The following is a 17,753-nucleotide window of genomic DNA, read 5'->3' on the forward strand; positions in this document are numbered from 1 at the left end:
CCGCTCCCGATCGGCTACTCTTGTTGCGTTCATCCGTCTGTCCGAGGAAGGCACTCCTGTGGCTGCCACTGACGTCCGCCCGAAGATCACGCTGGCCTGCGTGGAGTGCAAGGAGCGGAACTACATCACCAAGAAGAACCGGCGCAACGACCCGGACCGTCTTGAGATGAAGAAGCACTGCCCGCGCTGCAACGCTCACACCGCGCACCGCGAGACCCGCTGACACCTATCGTCAGGCCTTTCGGCTCCAGGCCGTCCCCCCAGCGGGGACGGCCTGGAGTCGTTTGACGCTTCCGTATCCAAGGAGCCGTTATGCCGCTGGACCCCTCCTTCGTCGGGCGGTCCTACCCGCCCACCCCGCCCTATGAGGTGGGCCGGGAGAAGATCCGTGAGTTCGCCGACGCCGTCGGCGACTCCAACCCCGCCTACCGGGACCCCGACGCGGCCAAGTCGCTGGGGCATCCCGAGGTGATCGCCCCGCCGACCTTCCCCTTCCTGATCACCTACCGGGCTGCCGCCCAGGTGGTGGAGGACCCGGAGCTCGGACTGGATTTCACCCGGGTGGTCCATGGCGACCAGCGTTTTGTCTACACCCGCCCGGTGCGGGCCGGCGACCGGCTGTCCGTCACGGTGACCATCGACGCCATCAAGTCGATGGCGGGCAATGAGATCCTCACGGTCCGCGGCGAGGTGCACGAGTCCGGCGGCGACCATGTGGTGACGTCGTTCATGACGCTGGTGGCGCGCGCCACCGCGGGGGAGTGAGCCGAGCGATGGCGACAGGCATCGACTACGACGAGATCGAGGTCGGCAGTGAGCTGCCGGCGCAGTCCTTCCCGGTCGACCGGGCCGCGCTGGTGCAGTACGCGGGGGCCTCGGGCGACTTCAACCCCATCCACTGGAACGAGCGCTTCGCCCGTGAGGTCGGCCTCCCGGATGTGATCGCCCACGGCATGTTCACCATGGCCGAGGCGGCCCGGGTGGTCACCGACTGGCTGGGCGACCCCGGCGCGCTGGTCGACTACGGGGTGCGCTTCACCCGTCCCGTGGTGGTGCCGGACGACGGCACCGGTGCGCTGGTGGAGGTGACCGGCAAGGTCGCGGCCAAGCTGGAGGGGCGCCGGGTGCGGGTGGACCTCACCGCGGTGAGTGCGGGTCAGAAGGTGCTGGGGATGGCCCGGGCCGTGGTCCAGCTGGCCTGACGTGCCGCCCTTGACATAGTTAGTGATTGACCAATAACTTAACTCCATGGCAAGGATGAGCGCGGACGAGCGACGCGAGAGCGTCGTACGGGCCGCAGTCACCGAGTTCGCCCGGGGCGGCTACGGCGGCACCTCCACGGAGGCGATCGCCCGCCGTGTCGGGGTGTCCCAGCCGTACCTCTTCCGGCTCTTCCCCAACAAGCAGGCGATCTTCGTGGCCGCGGCCACGCGCTGCCTGGAGGAGACCCGGAGCGCCTTCGAGCGCGCGGCCGAGGGGCTGGCGCCCGAGCAGGTGCCGGAGGCCCTGGCGGCCGAGTACCGCCGGCTCATCGACGGCGACCGCGACATGCTCCTGCTGCAGATGCAGATCTATGTCGCGGTCGCCTCGGCCGAGGCGGCGGGCGAGGGCGGCCTGGGTGCCGCGATCCGGCCCTGCTGGGCCGAGTTGTGGGACTGGGTGCATCTGCGGATGGGGGCCGACACTCGCGAGGCCACCCAGTTCATGGCCTACGGAATGCTGATCAATGTGCTGGTGTCGCTGGGCTTCCCGGCGTCGGAACGGGTCTGGGACGGCTTCGAGCTGGGCTGCGGCGGCTGATCCGCGGCCCGGGCCGGGCTTTTTTCGGACCCAAAAAGTTATTGATTAATAACTAACTCAGGGGGCAACTCCATGCGCAAGATGGTCTGGGCGCTGGTCATCACCAGCCTCGCCGGCTTCATGGCCGCACTCGACAACCTGGTCGTCACCACGGCGCTCCCCGCCATCCGGGAGGACCTCGGCGGTGGCCTCTCCGACCTGGAGTGGACGGTCAGCGCCTACACGCTCACCTTCGCGGTGCTGCTGATGACCGGCGCCGCCCTCGGGGACCGCTTCGGCCGCCGCCGGATGTTCCTCACCGGCATCGCCGTCTTCACCCTCGGCTCCGCGGCCGCCGCCCTCGCCCCCGGCATGGGCGAGCTCATCGCAGCCCGCGCCGTCCAGGGAGTCGGCGCGGCGGTCCTGATGCCGCTCACCCTCACCCTGCTGACCGCCGCCGTCCCGGCCGAGCGCCGCGGCATGGCGTTCGGCATCTGGGGCGCCGTCAACGGCCTCGCCGTCGCAACGGGCCCCTTGATCGGCGGCACCGTGGTGGAGCACATCTCCTGGCAGTGGATCTTCTGGCTGAACGTCCCCGTGGGCCTCGTCCTGCTGCCGCTCGCCCGGCTGCGCCTCTCCGAGAGCCACGGCTCGGGCAGCCGCCTGGACATCCCCGGTACGGTCCTCGCCAGCGCCGGCCTCTTCGGCATCGTCTACGCCCTGGTCCGCGGCAACGCCGACGGCTGGACCAGCGCCTGGGTCCTCACCGGCCTGACCGCCGGCGCCGCCCTGCTGGCCGCCTTCGTCGGCTGGGAGCTGCGCACGGACACCCCGATGCTGCCGATGCGGCTCTTCCGCAGCCGTGCCTTCTCCGCCGTCAATGCGGCCAGCCTGCTGATGTTCCTCGGCATGTTCGGCTCGATCTTCCTGCTCAGCCAGTTCCTGCAGGGGGTCGGCGGCTACTCGCCGATGCAGGCCGGAGTGCGGATGCTGCCCTGGACCGGTATGCCGATGCTGGTGGCGCCGATCGCCGGCATCCTCAGCGACCGCATCGGCGGCCGCCCCGTTGTCGCCCTCGGCCTCGCCCTCCAGGCGTCCGGACTGGCCATGTTCGCCGTGATCGCCTCGCCGGACGTCTCCTACTCCGCCCAGGTGCCCGCGCTGATCGTCTGCGGTGTCGGCATGGCGCTGTTCTTCGCCCCCACCGCCAACCTGGTGATGGCCAGCGTCAGCCCCGCCGAGCAGGGCATCGCCTCGGGCGCCAACAACGCCCTGCGGGAGCTCGGCGGAGCCCTCGGGGTGGCCGTCCTCTCGGCCGTCTTCTCCGCCCACGGCGGCTACACCTCGGGCCGTGCCTTCACCGACGGCCTGGTCCCGGCGCTGTGGACCGGTTCGGCGGCCATCGCCCTGGCCGCGGTCGCGGCCCTGCTGGTCCCCCGACGCCGGGCCGTCGTACCGGCCGAGTCCGAGTCCGCCCCCGTACTCCAGCCGATCGCCTGACCCCCGGCCCGGCCCGGCAGCCGCCCGCCCCGCTCCGCCCCGGAGCGGGGCGGCGGCCTGCCCGTACGCTGTTCCCGTGCAGGTACTCCACGACGCCCCGCTCGCCCCGCTGACCACCTTCCGCCTCGGCGGTCCGGCCCGCAGGCTGGTCACCGCCACCACCGACGCCGAGGTCGTCGAGGCCGTACGGGAGGCCGACCGGGCCGGGGAGCCGCTGCTGCTGCTCGGCGGCGGCTCCAACCTGGTCATCGGCGACAAGGGCTTCGACGGCACCGTGCTGCGGATCGCCACCACCGGGTTCGCGGTGCGGGGAGATGTGCTGGAGCTGGCCGCCGGCGAGGTCTGGAGCGACGCGGTGGCCCGCACCGTGGAGCTGGGGCTCGCCGGGATCGAGTTCCTGGCCGGCATCCCCGGCTCGGCCGGCGCCACGCCGGTGCAGAACGTGGGCGCCTACGGCCAGGAGGTCTCCGCCACCGTCACCGAGGTGGTCGCCTACGACCGCCGCAGCGGCGGGACGGTCACCATCCCCGGCGCCGAGTGCGGGTTCTCCTACCGCAGCAGCCGCTTCAAGGCCGCCCCCGAGCGGTATGTGGTGCTGCGGGTCCGCTTTGCCCTGGAGGACGCCGGAGGGCTCTCCGCCCCCGTGAAGTACGCCGAGGTGGCCCGCACCCTGGGCGTCGACCAGGGCGAGCGGGTGCCGCTGGCCACCGCCCGGGAGACCGTGCTGGCGCTGCGGGCCGGAAAGGGCATGGTGCTCGACCCGGCCGACCACGACACCTGGTCGGCGGGGTCCTTCTTCACCAACCCCGTCCTCGGCGAGGCCGAGTGGGCCGCCTTCCTGGACCGGGCCCGTGACCACCTCGGCCCCGACACCGCACCGCCGGTCTACCCGGCGGCCGACGGGCAGCTGAAGACCTCGGCGGCCTGGCTCATCGACCGGGCCGGCTTCGCCAAGGGCTGGGGCGAGGGCCCGGCGCGCATCTCCACCAAGCACACCCTGGCCCTCACCAACCGGGGCGACGCCACCACCGAGGACCTGCTGTCCCTGGCCCGCGAGGTACGCGACGGTGTGCTGCGGGTCTTCGGCGTGACGCTGGTGAACGAGCCCGTACTGGTGGGCGCCGGACCGCTCTGACCGCGGCGGTTCCGTACGGGCCCGCGCGGGCCCGGGGCCGCAGGTCAGGCGGCCAGGGGCCAGCGGTCAGGCGGCCAGTGGTCAGGCGGTCAGCCAGGCGTCGATCCCGGCCAGCAGCCGGGCCCGCACGTCCTCCGGGGCGCGGGAGGCCCGCACCGACTGGCGGGCCAGCTCGGCGAGCTCGGCGTCGGTGAAGCCCTGGGCATCCCGTGCGAGGTCGTACTGGGCGGCGAGCCGGGAGCCGAAGAGCAGCGGGTCGTCCGCGCCCAGCGCCATCGGCACCCCCGCGTCGAAGAGCCGGCGCAGCGGTACGTCCTCCGGCTTCTCGTAGACGCCCAGCGCGACATTGGAGGCAGGGCACACCTCGCAGGTGATCTGGCGGTCGGCGAGCCGCCGCATCAGCCGGTCGTCCTCGGCGGCCCGCACCCCGTGGCCGATCCGGGCGGCGCCCAGGTCGTCCAGGCAGTCCCGGACGCTCTCCGGCCCCGACAGCTCGCCGCCGTGCGGGGCGGCCAGCAGCCCGCCCCGGCGGGCGATGTCGAAGGCGCGGTCGAAGTCGCGGGCCAGCCCCCGCCGCTCGTCGTTGGAGAGACCGAACCCCACCACGCCCCGGTCGGCGTAGCGGACCGCCAGGCGGGCCAGCGTACGGGCGTCCATCGGGCTCTTCATCCGGTTCGCGGCGACCAGCACCCGCATGCCGACCCCGGTGGCCGCGGAGGCGTCCTGCACCGCGTCCAGGATCAGCTCCAGGGCCGGGATCAGCCCGCCGAGCCGGGGGGCGTACGAGGTCGGGTCGACCTGGATCTCCAGCCAGCCGGAGCCGTCCGTCCGCTCGTCCTGCGCGGTCTCCAGGACCAGCCGCCGGATGTCCTGCTCGTCGCGGAGCACCGAGCGGGCCATGTCGTAGAGCCGCTGGAAGCGGAACCAGCCGCGTTCGTCGGTGGCCCGCAGCCGCGGGGGCTCTCCCGAGCTCAGCGCCTCGGGGAGGTGCACACCGTGCTTGTCGGCCAGTTCCAGCAGGGTGGCGGGCCGCATCGAGCCGGTGAAGTGCAGATGCAGATGGGCCTTGGGCAGCAGCCGGACATCGCGCTGGGGGGCGGGCTCGGAGGCCGAGGAGTGCAGGTGGTCCATTGACCGATTCTGCCGTGCCGGCGGCCCGTTGCGGCACGGTACCCGCGAAAACGCGCCGGGACCCGCCTCGGCGGGCCCCGGCGCGCACGGCAGGCGGATCAGTCGCGGGCCTCGCCCAGCAGCTTCTGCAGCCGGGAGACGCCCTCCGCCAGGTCCTCGTCGCCCAGCGCGTACGACAGCCGCAGATAGCCGGGGGTGCCGAAGGCCTCGCCCGGGACCACCGCGACCTCGGCCTCGTCCAGGATCAGCGCGGCCAGCTCGACGGAGCTCTGCGGGCGCTTGCCGCGGATCTCCTTGCCCAGCAGCGCCTTCACCGACGGGTAGGCGTAGAAGGCGCCCTCCGGCTCGGGGCAGGTGACGCCGTCGATCTCGTTGAGCATCCGCACGATGGTGCGGCGGCGGCGGTCGAAGGCGGTCCGCATGGCGTCCACGGCCGACAGGTCGCCGCTGACCGCGGCGAGCGCCGCCACCTGGGCGACATTGCTGACGTTGGAGGTGGCGTGCGACTGCAGGTTGGCGGCCGCCTTGACCACGTCCTGGGGGCCGATCAGCCACCCGACCCGCCAACCGGTCATGGCGTAGGTCTTGGCGACACCGTTGACCACGATGCACTTGTCGGCCAGCTCGGGCACCAGCACCGGCAGCGAGTGGAACTGCGCGTCGCCGTAGACCAGGTGCTCGTAGATCTCGTCGGTGAGCACCCACAGCCCGTGCTCGACCGCCCAGCGGCCGATGGCCTCGGCCTCGTCACGGGTGTAGACGGCACCGGTGGGGTTGGAGGGGGAGACGAAGAGCAGCACCTTGGTCTGCTCGGTGCGGGCCGCCTCCAGCTGCTCCACCGAGACCTTGTAGCCCGTGGTCTCGTCGGCCACGACCTCCACCGGGACGCCCCCGGCCAGCTGGATCGACTCCGGGTAGGTGGTCCAGTACGGCGCGGGGACGATCACCTCGTCGCCCGGGTCCAGGATCGCGGCGAACGCCTCGTAGATCGCCTGCTTGCCGCCGTTGGTCACCAGCACCTGCGCCGGGTCCACCTGCCAGCCGGAGTCGCGGAGCGTCTTCTCCGCGATGGCCTTCTTGAGCTCGGGAAGGCCGCCCGCCGGGGTGTAGCGGTGGAACCGCGGCTCGCGGCAGGCCTGCACCGCGGCCTCGACGATGTAGTCCGGCGTCGGGAAGTCGGGCTCGCCGGCGCCGAAGCCGATCACCGGGCGGCCGGCCGCCTTGAGAGCCTTGGCCTTGGCGTCCACCGCCAGGGTCGCGGACTCCGCGATGGCGCCGATACGGGCCGACACCCGGCGGTCGGCGGGCCGCACGGCAGGGTCGGGCTGGGGAGCTGAGTGGGAGGAAGCAGCGCTCATGTCTGCATGGTCGCAGAACGCCCCCGGCCGGGGCATCGGAGTTCCAGCATGCGTGCACGGGCACTTACACGTGTGGGTGACACGAACGGATCAGGGCGCGCGCTCGGGAGGGTGCGCCGGTCCGGTGAAACGGTTCGTCGGGAACAGGTTCGACGCGGAGACCCGGAACCCGTACACTCAACGCTCGATGGCAACCCGTCACCTGCATCGTTCGCACCGCATACAGCACGCTGCGGTTCGGATGCGGTAGGTTGGGTGACATCTCGGCGCCGTACGGCACCGAAGGGCTATAGCTCAATTGGTAGAGCACTGGTCTCCAAAACCAGCGGTTGGGGGTTCGAGTCCCTCTGGCCCTGCTGCTTGATCCGCGCCGAGCCCGCCCGCTCCAACGAGCGTGCGGGCTTGATGCGGAGAGGGCTCCGACAGCACTGCGACCGGATTCAGGTGAGGACGAGTGACGGAGACCACGGGCTCCACCGCAACGCCTGAGCGTGGCCGCCCCGAGGAAGAGCAGAGCGAGCTTCCCTCGCGCCGCGACCGCAAGCGCGCCGCGAAGAAGGACAAGAAGGGCGCTTTCGCCCGGCTCGCGCTCTTCTACCGCCAGATCATCGCCGAGCTGCGCAAGGTCGTCTGGCCGACCCGCAACGACCTCGTGACGTACACCACCGTTGTCATCGTCTTCGTGGTGGTCATCATGGCGATCGTGTCAGGTCTCGACTGGGGCTTCGCCAAGCTCACGTTCTGGACCTTCGGCTGAGCCGCCGCGACCGCGTCATCGGCATCGATCGGACAATCCCGCTACCGTTGACTCGGTACTGTTGAGTTTCCGAGCCGTACACGGACGCTGTTCGCATCGATCTGATTCGAGGACTGGACAGGAGAAGGCAACGGCGCGGAACCGTTCCATCTCTCATCTCCAGGAAGAAGCAGCCACCGTGTCTGAGTCCCCCCTGTACGACGCCGACGAGACCGTCCGCGAGGCGGACGATGCCGTGGAGCGCGACGCGGCCGGCTCGGCCGAGGCCGAGGGCGACACCGCGGAGCAGATCATCGACGCGGCCGATGCGGACGAGGACGAGGTCGAGGCTGCCGAGGCCGAGGCCGGTGCCCCGGCCGAGGAGGCCGCCCTGCACGTCACCGGCGATGCCGAGGCGGAGGCCGAGGAGGCCTTCGACGAGGACGCCGAGGAGACGGAAGAGGCCGAGGACGTCGACCCCGTCGCCAAGTTCCGCGAGGAGCTGCGGCTGGCGCCCGGCGAGTGGTACGTGATCCACACCTACGCGGGCTACGAGAACCGCGTCAAGGCCAACCTGGAGCAGCGCGCCGTCTCGCTGAACGTCGAGGACTACATCTACCAGGCCGAGGTGCCCCAGGAAGAGGTCGTCCAGATCAAGAACGGCGACCGCAAGACCATCCGGCAGAACAAGCTCCCGGGCTATGTCCTGGTGCGGATGGACCTCACCAACGAGTCCTGGGGCGTCGTCCGCAACACTCCCGGTGTCACCGGCTTTGTGGGCAACGCCTACGACCCGTACCCGCTGACGCTGGACGAGGTCGTCAAGATGCTCGCCCCCGACGTGGAGCGCGCCGCGGCCAAGGAGGCCGGCAAGCCGTCGCCGTCCCGCCCGGTCGAGGTCCAGGTGCTGGACTTTGAGGTGGGCGACTCGGTCACCGTCACCGACGGCCCCTTCGCCACCCTCCAGGCGACGATCAACGAGATCAACCCCGACTCCAAGAAGGTCAAGGGCCTGGTGGAGATCTTCGGCCGGGAGACCCCGGTGGAGCTCTCCTTCGACCAGATCCAGAAGAACTGACCTGCCCGTTTTTGGACCAGGCGACCGTTCGCGTTAGCCTGGTCCGATGTGTGCGCGTGACCCGGGACGCCGTCCCGTACCCCGCGTGCGCTGCCACTCAAGGCCCTGACAGTGTCCCGGCGCTCCGTTGCGCCGGGTCGCGCCTGTCGGGAAACACCTCTCAGAAGGACCCGGAGAGACATGCCTCCCAAGAAGAAGAAGGTCACGGGGCTCATCAAGCTCCAGATCAACGCTGGTGCGGCCAACCCCGCACCGCCGGTCGGCCCCGCCCTGGGCCAGCACGGCGTCAACATCATGGAGTTCTGCAAGGCGTACAACGCCGCCACCGAGTCGCAGCGCGGCATGGTGGTGCCGGTGGAGATCACGGTCTACGAGGACCGCACCTTCACGTTCGTCACCAAGACTCCGCCGGCCGCCCGCCTCATCCTGAAGGCCGCGGGCGTGGCGAAGGGCTCCGGCGAGCCGCACAAGACCAAGGTCGCCAAGATCACCCGCGACCAGGTCCGTGAGATCGCCACCACCAAGATGCCCGACCTGAACGCCAACGACCTGGACGCGGCCGAGAAGATCATCGCCGGCACCGCCCGGTCGATGGGCATCACCGTCGAGGGCTGAGACCGCCTCTCGGGGCCCGTTCCCGGTGAGCGAGCCACCCCAAGTGGTAGGGCCTAGCGCGGCCCGTAGCCACCACGACTCCACAGATCACTTTCAGGAGCAGCAGTGAAGCGCAGCAAGGCTCTGGACGCCGCGGCCGCCAAGGTCGACCGCGAGCGTCTCTACGCCCCCCTGGAGGCCATCCGCCTGGCGAAGGCGACCTCCACCACCAAGTTCGACTCGACCGTCGAGATCGCCATGCGTCTGGGTGTCGACCCGCGCAAGGCCGACCAGATGGTCCGCAGCACCGTGAACCTGCCGCACGGTACCGGCAAGACCGCTCGGGTCCTGGTCTTCGCGACCGGTGAGCGTGCGGCGGCCGCGGAGGCTGCGGGTGCCGACATCGTCGGCGCCGACGAGCTGATCGACGAGGTCGCCAAGGGCCGTCTGGACTTCGACGCCGTCGTCGCCACCCCGGACCTCATGGGCAAGGTCGGCCGCCTCGGCCGCGTGCTCGGCCCCCGTGGCCTGATGCCGAACCCCAAGACCGGCACCGTGACCCCGGACGTGGCCAAGGCCGTGACCGAGATCAAGGGCGGCAAGATCGAGTTCCGCGTCGACAAGCACTCGAACCTGCACTTCATCATCGGCAAGGCGTCCTTCTCCGACGAGCAGCTCGTCGAGAACTACGCCGCCGCCCTCGACGAGGTGCTGCGGGCCAAGCCGTCCGCCGCCAAGGGCCGCTACATCAAGAAGACCACCGTGTCGACCACCATGGGCCCCGGTGTCCCGGTCGACCCGAACCGCACCCGCAACCTCCTCGTCGAGGAGGACCCCGCGGCGGTCTGACGCCCGAGGATTCCTCGGCGGGCCCGCACCCCTGGTCTCCAGGGGTGCGGGCCCGCCGCATTTCAGGCCTGGGCTAGAGTCCGAGAGCTGGCCCCTGATCCCGGGACGGACCAAGGACTCACACATGCGCACCATACGCACCGTTGTCGCCGCGGCCGTCGCGGCGACGCTCCTCGGTGGTACCGCCGCATGCGGCGGGCACCGGGAGCGCACCCCCAAGGAGGCGTTCCAGGCCGCGGCCAAGGTGATGGCGGACGCCGGGGCGGCCAAGGTGGTGCTGCAGCGCCAGGACCCGGTCGAGGGGGCGAGCAGCGGCTCGGGGGTGCTGTCCTGGGGGAGCAAGCCGGCGATGGAGCTGGTGATGCGGCACGGCGCCGCACAGGTGCAGGTGCGGACCCTGGACGGGATCGTCTATCTGGTGGCGGATCCCGAGCAGAGCGCCTGGATGGGCGGCCGGCACTGGATGCGGTTCGACCCCAGGACCTCCCACGGGGACGGTGCCGGGGCGGCCGTGTACTCGACCTGGGGCGAGCAGCTCAGCCCGGCGTCCGATCTGACGGCGCTGGCCGCCGTGGGCCGGCTGCGGCAGGTGGGGCCCGAGAAGCTGGACGACATGGACACCGTCCACTACCGCGCCTCCGCGTCGGTGGCGGACCTGGTGGGCGCCAGCAGCGACCTCTCGCCGGAGCAGCGGACCTCCGTGCTCGACGCGTACCGGAAGCAGGGCGCCACCAGCATCACCGTCGACGTCTGGATCGACGCCAAGGACCAGGTGGTCCAGGAGCGGCGCGCCTGCCTGCTGGCCAAGGGCTCGGAGACCACCTCCACCCGCTACTCGGCCATCGGCATGGAGGTGGACATCCAGGCGCCGCTGCCGGACGACACCTTCGACACCCAGAATCTGTCCTCCGGCGACACGCCCGGGGGTGCGACCGACACCCCCGGGGGTGCGACCGGCGCCGCTGGCGGTGCGACCGACGCGCCCGGGGATGCAACCGGCTGAGGCCCGCATATCGTCATGAGCAACGACGTAAGCCGTCGCTTCTGACCATTAGGGGGACCCCATGAAGCAGATACGTCTCGTCGGTGCCGCCACCGTGCTCGTCGTCGGCCTGACCGGTCTGGTCGGCTGTAGCAGCAACGGCGGCGGCCCGTCCGCCGGCAGTACCAAGGCCGCCGGGGACGGCGGCACCAAGGCCGGGGGCGCACCCGTGGTCGATGTGTCCAAGGCGCTGGGCCTGGTGGCCAAGTCCACCGACAGTGCGTCCTCGGTACGCATGAAGATGGTGGAGAAGCTGCCCAAGGTCGGCACCGTCACCGCCTCCGGCGTGATGAGCTGGAAGCCGCTGGCCATGGATCTGACCATGGACACCTCGGGGATCGCGGGTGCCGCTCAGGCCGGCGCCGGGAGCATGCGGATGGTGATGACCGGCCAGACCATGTACATGAACATGGGCGCGAAGGCGGCCGCCTCCCTGCAGGGCAAGCACTGGCTGAAGATGGACCTGGCCGCCCTGGCCAAGACACAGGGCGCCGCCGGCCAGCAGATGCTGGACCAGCTGGACAAGCAGTCCGGTCAGGACCCGACCCAGAGCGTCGGGCTGATCACCGGCTCGGGGAACGTCAAGCAGGTCGGCAAGGAGACCGTCGACGGTGTCTCCACGACCCACTACCGGGGCACCGTGGACATCACCAAGCTCGCCGAGAAGCAGGGCAGCCTCGGCAGCATGACCGCCTCGCAGCGCAAGCAGTTCGAGGACCAGATGACCAAGCTCGGTGTGAAGACCATGGACATCGACCTCTGGGCGAACGGCCAGAACCGGCCGGTCAGGGTGCACGAGACCGCGCAGACCGCCAACGGCCCGCTGGACATCGTGGTCGACTACTCGGACTACGGCACCCCGGTCCACGCGGTGGCGCCGCCGGCCTCCGACACCCTGGACCTCTCCAAGCTGCTCGGCAGCGCGGCGAAGTCCGCCGGGCACAGCTGACCTGCCCGGGGCGGCCCCGGCAGGGCGATTTGCCCGGGGCCGCCCCGGTCACCTAGTCTGGAGCCTGCCAAAGACCGCTGGTTGTCGCTGTGCGCCCTGTGAGGGGTGTCGGTGACCGAAGGATCTGCGAACGAGCAGACGGCCTGCGCAGGTGTGATTGGAGCTTGGTCTCCGGTTCTTCGTGAGCCGTCGAGACCGCCGTGAGCCCCGTGCGCCTGTGCGCCGGGGCTCTTCTCGTTCTCCCAGCCCCCTTCCCGCGGGATCAGCATCGACATCACGGAAGGAGGCGTAAGCCTATGGCGAGGCCCGACAAGGCTGCCGCTGTCGCGGAGCTCACGGACAAGTTCCGCAGCTCCAACGCGGCGGTGCTGACCGAGTACCGGGGTCTGACCGTGGCGCAGATCAAGACCCTGCGTCGCTCGCTGGGCGTCAACGCCCAGTACGCCGTGGTGAAGAACACGCTGACCAAGATCGCTGCCAATGAGGCCGGGATCACCGAGCTCGACGACCTGTTCGCGGGTCCGACGGCTGTCGCCTTCGTCACCGGTGACCCGGTGGAGTCGGCCAAGGGTCTGCGTGACTTCGCCAAGGAGAACCCGGCTCTCATCATCAAGGGCGGTGTCCTTGATGGCAAGGCGCTGTCCGCCGATGAGATCAAGAAGCTCGCGGACCTCGAGTCCCGCGAGGTGCTGCTCGCCAAGCTTGCCGGTGGCATGAAGGCGTCCATGGCCAAGGCCGCGGCGACCTTCCAGGCCCCGCTCTCGAAGTTCGTCCGTACCGCGGACGCCCTTCGCAGCAAGGTCGAGCAGGGCGGTGCCGGTACGCCGGCTCCCGCCGCCGAGGACGCCGCCGCCGAGTGATCGGCGGGCTGACGCCCTCGCAGCGGGCCCGTACGCCCGCCGTTATGTACATCCGGCACCAGCCGAATTAGTGGAAGGACGCCAATCATGGCGAAGCTGTCGCACGACGAGCTGCTCGAGGTCTTCGGCGAGATGACCCTCATCGAGCTCTCCGAGTTCGTGAAGGCCTTCGAGGAGAAGTTCGACGTCGAGGCTGCCGCTCCGGTCGCCGTCGCCGCCGTCGGTGGCCCCGCCGCCGCCGCCGAGGCCGTCGAGGAGCAGGACGAGTTCGACGTCATCCTCGAGTCCGCCGGTGACAAGAAGATCCAGGTCATCAAGGAGGTCCGCAGCCTGACCTCCCTCGGCCTGAAGGAGGCCAAGGACCTGGTGGACGGCACCCCGAAGCCGGTCCTGGAGAAGGTCAAGAAGGAGGACGCCGAGAAGGCGAAGGCTGCCCTCGAGGCCGCCGGCGCCAAGGTCACCGTCAAGTGACCTCGGTCTCCTGACCGCAGTCCCAGACTGCGCCCCTCTGGGGGCGGGCCGGGGCGGCCACCCATCCGGGTGGCCGCCCCGGCCTTTTTGCGTCTGCGGACCTCTGGCCGCGCTGACCGGGAGGCTCCGTCCTTTTGCCTCTGCGGACCTCCAGGCGCCCCGGCCCGGGCTGCTCCGGGCTGTCGGCGGTGCCGGGTACGCTGAGCGCTGTCGCCAGCTGCACCGCCCTCACCATGGGTTCTTCCCCGGCGCAGTGGTACCGCCGGGTGGCGCCTGTGGCGATCTCCGCAGCGCCTGGCCCTTGACGAACTGCACGCCGCGCGCAATTCTCAGGACGCGTGGTCACTCCGTCCGGTCCCGAATGCATGAACCGGGCTCGTGACGGGAAGTGAACACGGCGTGAGGTGTACGGCCTTTCCGAGGGGTCGTACGACATGGCAGGAACCGCCCTGCAGGCCGCCCCGACGGGGGCGGTCGGCACGAGGGAGGGAGTCTCCGATTCGGTCTCCGAATCAGAGCTGGACAGCAGTGTGCCGAATGGCTACACTGTCCCTTTGCGCTGCCTGTTAGCTGCTCCGTGACTCGTCGCCCGGAGTTCGCACTGCCCTGAACAGGGGCGGCCCCCGACCGAGCACCCGTTCCGACCAGGAGAAACATCCTGCCGGTGCGGTGCTGCAAGAGCCGGGGCGCCGATCCTGGGAAGGTCGGGCCCGGTACGCGCGTAGTGAGTCCGAGCCCTCGGAAGGACCCCCTCTTGGCCGCCTCGCGCAACGCCTCGAACAACTCCGCCTCCACCGCACCCCTGCGTGTCTCCTTCGCGAAGATCCGCGAGCCTCTCGAGGTACCGAACCTCCTTGCCCTGCAGACCGAGAGCTTCGACTGGCTGCTCGGCAACGCGGCGTGGAAGAACCGGGTCGAGAGCGCCCTCGCGAACGGACACGATGTCCCCACCAAGTCCGGCCTCGAGGAGATCTTCGAGGAGATCTCGCCGATCGAGGACTTCTCCGGTTCGATGTCGCTGACCTTCCGCGACCACCGCTTCGAGCCGCCGAAGAACTCCATCGACGAGTGCAAGGAGCGCGACTTCACCTACGCCGCGCCGCTCTTCGTCACCGCCGAGTTCACCAACAACGAGACCGGCGAGATCAAGTCGCAGACGGTCTTCATGGGCGACTTCCCGCTCATGACCAACAAGGGCACCTTCGTCATCAACGGCACCGAGCGTGTCGTGGTGTCGCAGCTGGTCCGCTCCCCGGGCGTCTACTTCGACTCGACGCTCGACAAGACCTCCGACAAGGACGTCTTCTCCGCCAAGGTCATCCCGTCGCGTGGTGCCTGGCTGGAGATGGAGATCGACAAGCGCGACATGGTCGGTGTCCGCATCGACCGCAAGCGCAAGCAGTCCGTCACCGTGCTGCTCAAGGCGCTCGGCTGGACCAGCGAGATGATTCTCGAGGAGTTCGGCGAGTACGAGTCGATGCGCGCCACCCTGGAGAAGGACCACACCCAGGGCCAGGACGACGCGCTGCTGGACATCTACCGCAAGCTGCGTCCGGGCGAGCCGCCGACCAAGGAGGCCGCCCAGACCCTGCTGGAGAACCTCTACTTCAACCCCAAGCGCTACGACCTGGCCAAGGTCGGCCGCTACAAGGTCAACCGCAAGCTCGGCATCGACGAGTCGCTGGACTCCGGCGTGCTCACCGAGCAGGACGTCATCGCGACCATCAAGTACCTGGTCAAGCTGCACGCCGGCGAGACCGAGTGGGTGGACACCGAGGAGGGTCGCGACATCGTCGTCGAGGTCGACGACATCGACCACTTCGGCAACCGTCGTCTGCGCAACGTCGGCGAGCTCATCCAGAACCAGGTCCGTACCGGCCTGGCCCGTATGGAGCGCGTCGTCCGCGAGCGGATGACCACCCAGGACGTCGAGGCGATCACGCCGCAGACCCTGATCAACATCCGGCCGGTCGTCGCCTCCATCAAGGAGTTCTTCGGCACCAGCCAGCTGTCCCAGTTCATGGACCAGACCAACCCGCTGTCGGGCCTGACCCACAAGCGCCGTCTGTCCGCGCTGGGCCCGGGTGGTCTCTCCCGTGAGCGGGCCGGCTTCGAGGTCCGTGACGTGCACCCGTCCCACTACGGCCGGATGTGCCCGATCGAGACCCCCGAAGGCCCGAACATCGGTCTGATCGGCTCGCTGGCCTCGTACGGCCGGGTCAACGCCTTCGGCTTCGTCGAGACCCCGTACCGCAAGGTCGTCGACGGTGTGGTCACCGAGCAGGTGGACTACCTCACCGCCGACGAGGAGGACCGCTTCGTCATCGCGCAGGCCAACGCGCCGCTGACGGAGGAGCTCACCTTCGCGGAGCCCCGTGTGCTGGTCCGCCGCCGTGGCGGCGAGATCGACTACATCCCGGGCACCGAGGTCGACTACATGGACGTCTCGCCGCGCCAGATGGTGTCGGTCGCGACCGCCATGATCCCCTTCCTGGAGCACGACGACGCCAACCGCGCGCTCATGGGCTCCAACATGATGCGCCAGGCCGTCCCGCTGCTGAAGAGCGAGGCGCCGCTGGTCGGCACCGGCATGGAGTACCGCGCTGCGGTCGACGCCGCCGATGTCATCGCCGCCGAGAAGGCCGGTGTGGTCCAGGAGGTCTCCGCGGACTACATCACCGTCGCCAACGACGACGGCACCTACACCACCTACCGGGTGGCCAAGTTCACGCGCTCCAACCAGGGCACCGCCTTCAACCAGAAGGTGATCGTGGACGAGGGCGCCCGCATCGAGGTCGGCCAGGTGCTGGCCGACGGCCCCTGCACCGACGAGGGCGAGATGGCCCTCGGCAAGAACCTGCTGGTCGCGTTCATGCCGTGGGAGGGCCACAACTACGAGGACGCGATCATCCTGTCGCAGCGCCTCGTGCAGGACGACGTCCTCTCCTCGATCCACATCGAGGAGCACGAGGTCGACGCCCGTGACACCAAGCTGGGCCCCGAGGAGATCACCCGGGACATCCCGAACGTCTCCGAGGAGGTCCTCGCCGACCTCGACGAGCGCGGCATCATCCGGATCGGCGCGGATGTCGTCACCGGCGACATCCTGGTCGGCAAGGTCACTCCCAAGGGCGAGACCGAGCTGACCCCCGAGGAGCGCCTGCTCCGCGCGATCTTCGGTGAGAAGGCCCGTGAGGTCCGCGACACCTCGCTGAAGGTGCCGCACGGTGAGTCCGGCAAGGTCATCGGCGTCCGCGTCTTCGACCGTGAGGAGGGCGACGAGCTTCCCCCGGGTGTCAACCAGCTGGTCCGCGTCTACGTGGCCCAGAAGAGGAAGATCACCGACGGTGACAAGCTCGCCGGCCGTCACGGCAACAAGGGCGTCATCTCCAAGATCCTCCCGGTCGAGGACATGCCGTTCCTCGAGGACGGCACCCCGGTGGACATCGTCCTCAACCCGCTCGGTGTCCCGTCCCGAATGAACCCGGGACAGGTTCTGGAAACGCACCTCGGCTGGCTCGCCAAGCAGGGCTGGGACGTCTCCGGCATCGGCGAGGAGTGGGCGCGCCGCCTCCAGGCGATCGACGCCGACCAGGTGGCCGCCAACACCAACCTGGCGACCCCCGTCTTCGACGGCGCCCGCGAGGACGAGATCACCGGTCTGCTGGAGAACACCATCCCCAACCGCGACGGCAACCGCATGGTCGGTTCGTCCGGCAAGGCGAGGATGTTCGACGGCCGCTCCGGCGAGCCGTTCCCGCACCCGATTTCGGTCGGGTACATGTACATCCTCAAGCTGCACCACCTGGTCGACGACAAGCTCCACGCCCGGTCGACCGGTCCGTACTCCATGATCACCCAGCAGCCGCTCGGTGGTAAGGCGCAGTTCGGTGGTCAGCGCTTCGGTGAGATGGAGGTGTGGGCCCTGGAGGCGTACGGCGCCGCCTACGCCCTGCAGGAGCTCCTCACCATCAAGTCCGACGACGTGCTCGGCCGAGTGAAGGTCTACGAGGCCATCGTCAAGGGCGAGAACATCCCGGAGCCCGGCATCCCCGAGTCCTTCAAGGTGCTCATCAAGGAGATGCAGTCGCTCTGCCTGAATGTGGAGGTGCTGTCGTCCGACGGTATGTCCATCGAGATGCGTGACTCCGACGAGGACGTGTTCCGCGCCGCGGAGGAGCTCGGTATCGACCTGTCCCGGCGCGAGCCGAGCAGCGTCGAAGAGGTCTGACGGAGGTCGGTGGGGCCTCACCCCGGTGAGGCCCCACCAC

General features: G+C 69.8%; 17 protein-coding genes and 1 tRNA gene. 16 read left to right on the forward strand and 2 right to left on the reverse strand.

The window, feature by feature from the left end; genetic code table 11:
• Positions 1–58 precede the first annotated feature (58 nt).
• The 6 genes from rpmG to AB0761_RS21910 all read left to right on the forward strand — a co-directional run bounded on the left by rpmG (position 59) and on the right by AB0761_RS21910 (position 4,414).
• Positions 59–223 carry a 50S ribosomal protein L33 gene (rpmG, locus tag AB0761_RS21885; RefSeq protein WP_004571794.1) on the forward strand — a complete coding sequence of 55 codons (165 nt, stop codon included), beginning with the start codon at positions 59–61 and terminating at the stop codon, positions 221–223.
• Between the two features lie 89 nt (positions 224–312).
• Entirely contained in the window at positions 313–765 is a 453-nt protein-coding gene (locus AB0761_RS21890) for a MaoC family dehydratase N-terminal domain-containing protein (RefSeq protein WP_377270798.1), read from the forward strand.
• Positions 766–773: 8 nt separating this feature from the next.
• The gene (locus AB0761_RS21895) at positions 774–1,202 is read left to right on the forward strand and encodes a MaoC family dehydratase (RefSeq protein WP_377270799.1); all 429 of its coding nucleotides are present in this window, start codon (positions 774–776) and stop codon (positions 1,200–1,202) included.
• Between the two features lie 55 nt (positions 1,203–1,257).
• Positions 1,258–1,800, forward strand: a complete 543-nt coding sequence (locus tag AB0761_RS21900) for a TetR/AcrR family transcriptional regulator (RefSeq protein ID WP_377274256.1) — start codon at positions 1,258–1,260, stop codon at positions 1,798–1,800.
• A gap of 72 nt (positions 1,801–1,872) precedes the next feature.
• A complete protein-coding gene (locus tag AB0761_RS21905) occupies positions 1,873–3,279 on the forward strand; it encodes an MFS transporter (protein WP_377270800.1) in 1,407 nt (468 codons plus the stop codon).
• 76 nt (positions 3,280–3,355) lie between these two features.
• Positions 3,356–4,414, forward strand: coding sequence for a UDP-N-acetylmuramate dehydrogenase (locus AB0761_RS21910; protein ID WP_377270802.1), 1,059 nt, complete (start codon positions 3,356–3,358; stop codon positions 4,412–4,414).
• An 81-nt stretch (positions 4,415–4,495) separates the two neighbouring features.
• Here AB0761_RS21910 and AB0761_RS21915 read toward each other — a convergent pair whose 3' ends face one another.
• On the reverse strand, positions 4,496–5,545 hold the full coding sequence (locus AB0761_RS21915; protein WP_377270803.1) for an adenosine deaminase: 1,050 nt from the start codon (positions 5,543–5,545) through the stop codon (positions 4,496–4,498).
• 98 nt (positions 5,546–5,643) lie between these two features.
• Complete coding sequence (locus AB0761_RS21920) at positions 5,644–6,903, reverse strand: pyridoxal phosphate-dependent aminotransferase (RefSeq protein ID WP_377270804.1); 1,260 nt, start codon at positions 6,901–6,903, stop codon at positions 5,644–5,646.
• 283 nt (positions 6,904–7,186) lie between these two features.
• On the opposite strand from AB0761_RS21920, the gene AB0761_RS21925 reads away from it, so the two are divergent.
• The 10 genes from AB0761_RS21925 to rpoB all read left to right on the forward strand — a co-directional run bounded on the left by AB0761_RS21925 (position 7,187) and on the right by rpoB (position 17,713).
• Positions 7,187–7,259: transfer RNA gene (locus AB0761_RS21925), tRNA-Trp, on the forward strand.
• Between the two features lie 98 nt (positions 7,260–7,357).
• On the forward strand, positions 7,358–7,660 hold the full coding sequence (gene secE, locus AB0761_RS21930; RefSeq protein WP_377270805.1) for a preprotein translocase subunit SecE: 303 nt from the start codon (positions 7,358–7,360) through the stop codon (positions 7,658–7,660).
• Positions 7,661–7,838: 178 nt separating this feature from the next.
• Positions 7,839–8,717: a transcription termination/antitermination protein NusG gene (nusG, locus tag AB0761_RS21935; RefSeq protein ID WP_377270806.1), complete on the forward strand. Its 879-nt coding sequence runs from the start codon at positions 7,839–7,841 to the stop codon at positions 8,715–8,717.
• 180 nt (positions 8,718–8,897) lie between these two features.
• Entirely contained in the window at positions 8,898–9,332 is a 435-nt protein-coding gene (gene rplK / locus AB0761_RS21940; RefSeq protein WP_377270808.1) for a 50S ribosomal protein L11, read from the forward strand.
• Between the two features lie 105 nt (positions 9,333–9,437).
• Complete coding sequence (gene rplA, locus AB0761_RS21945) at positions 9,438–10,160, forward strand: 50S ribosomal protein L1 (protein WP_377270809.1); 723 nt, start codon at positions 9,438–9,440, stop codon at positions 10,158–10,160.
• 124 nt (positions 10,161–10,284) lie between these two features.
• On the forward strand, positions 10,285–11,163 hold the full coding sequence (locus AB0761_RS21950; RefSeq protein ID WP_377270810.1) for a hypothetical protein: 879 nt from the start codon (positions 10,285–10,287) through the stop codon (positions 11,161–11,163).
• 61 nt (positions 11,164–11,224) lie between these two features.
• Positions 11,225–12,151 carry a hypothetical protein gene (locus tag AB0761_RS21955; RefSeq protein WP_377270811.1) on the forward strand — a complete coding sequence of 309 codons (927 nt, stop codon included), beginning with the start codon at positions 11,225–11,227 and terminating at the stop codon, positions 12,149–12,151.
• 296 nt (positions 12,152–12,447) lie between these two features.
• Positions 12,448–13,011, forward strand: a complete 564-nt coding sequence (gene rplJ, locus AB0761_RS21960) for a 50S ribosomal protein L10 (RefSeq protein WP_377270813.1) — start codon at positions 12,448–12,450, stop codon at positions 13,009–13,011.
• Between the two features lie 87 nt (positions 13,012–13,098).
• Positions 13,099–13,482 (forward strand): 50S ribosomal protein L7/L12, encoded by a 384-nt coding sequence (rplL, locus tag AB0761_RS21965; protein ID WP_377270814.1) that lies wholly within the window; start codon positions 13,099–13,101, stop codon positions 13,480–13,482.
• A 754-nt stretch (positions 13,483–14,236) separates the two neighbouring features.
• Positions 14,237–17,713, forward strand: coding sequence for a DNA-directed RNA polymerase subunit beta (gene rpoB, locus AB0761_RS21970; protein WP_377270816.1), 3,477 nt, complete (start codon positions 14,237–14,239; stop codon positions 17,711–17,713).
• The last annotated feature ends 40 nt before the right edge of the window (positions 17,714–17,753 follow it).

This window comes from Peterkaempfera podocarpi, assembly GCF_042466665.1.
Taxonomy (GTDB): Bacteria; Actinomycetota; Actinomycetes; order Streptomycetales; family Streptomycetaceae; genus Peterkaempfera; species Peterkaempfera podocarpi.

Bases quoted from the DNA above. Each gene is read 5' to 3' on its own strand.
- AB0761_RS21890 (WP_377270798.1), top strand. From the start codon at position 313: ATGCCGCTGGACCCCTCCTTCGTCGGGCGGTCCTACCCGCCCACCCCG.
- AB0761_RS21895 (WP_377270799.1), top strand. From the start codon at position 774: ATGGCGACAGGCATCGACTACGACGAGATCGAGGTCGGCAGTGAGCTG.
- AB0761_RS21900 (WP_377274256.1), top strand. From the start codon at position 1,258: ATGAGCGCGGACGAGCGACGCGAGAGCGTCGTACGGGCCGCAGTCACC.
- AB0761_RS21905 (WP_377270800.1), top strand. From the start codon at position 1,873: ATGCGCAAGATGGTCTGGGCGCTGGTCATCACCAGCCTCGCCGGCTTC.
- AB0761_RS21915 (WP_377270803.1), bottom strand. From the start codon at position 5,545: ATGGACCACCTGCACTCCTCGGCCTCCGAGCCCGCCCCCCAGCGCGAT.
- AB0761_RS21920 (WP_377270804.1), bottom strand. From the start codon at position 6,903: ATGAGCGCTGCTTCCTCCCACTCAGCTCCCCAGCCCGACCCTGCCGTG.
- rplK (WP_377270808.1), top strand. From the start codon at position 8,898: ATGCCTCCCAAGAAGAAGAAGGTCACGGGGCTCATCAAGCTCCAGATC.
- AB0761_RS21950 (WP_377270810.1), top strand. From the start codon at position 10,285: ATGCGCACCATACGCACCGTTGTCGCCGCGGCCGTCGCGGCGACGCTC.
- AB0761_RS21955 (WP_377270811.1), top strand. From the start codon at position 11,225: ATGAAGCAGATACGTCTCGTCGGTGCCGCCACCGTGCTCGTCGTCGGC.
- rplJ (WP_377270813.1), top strand. From the start codon at position 12,448: ATGGCGAGGCCCGACAAGGCTGCCGCTGTCGCGGAGCTCACGGACAAG.
- rplL (WP_377270814.1), top strand. From the start codon at position 13,099: ATGGCGAAGCTGTCGCACGACGAGCTGCTCGAGGTCTTCGGCGAGATG.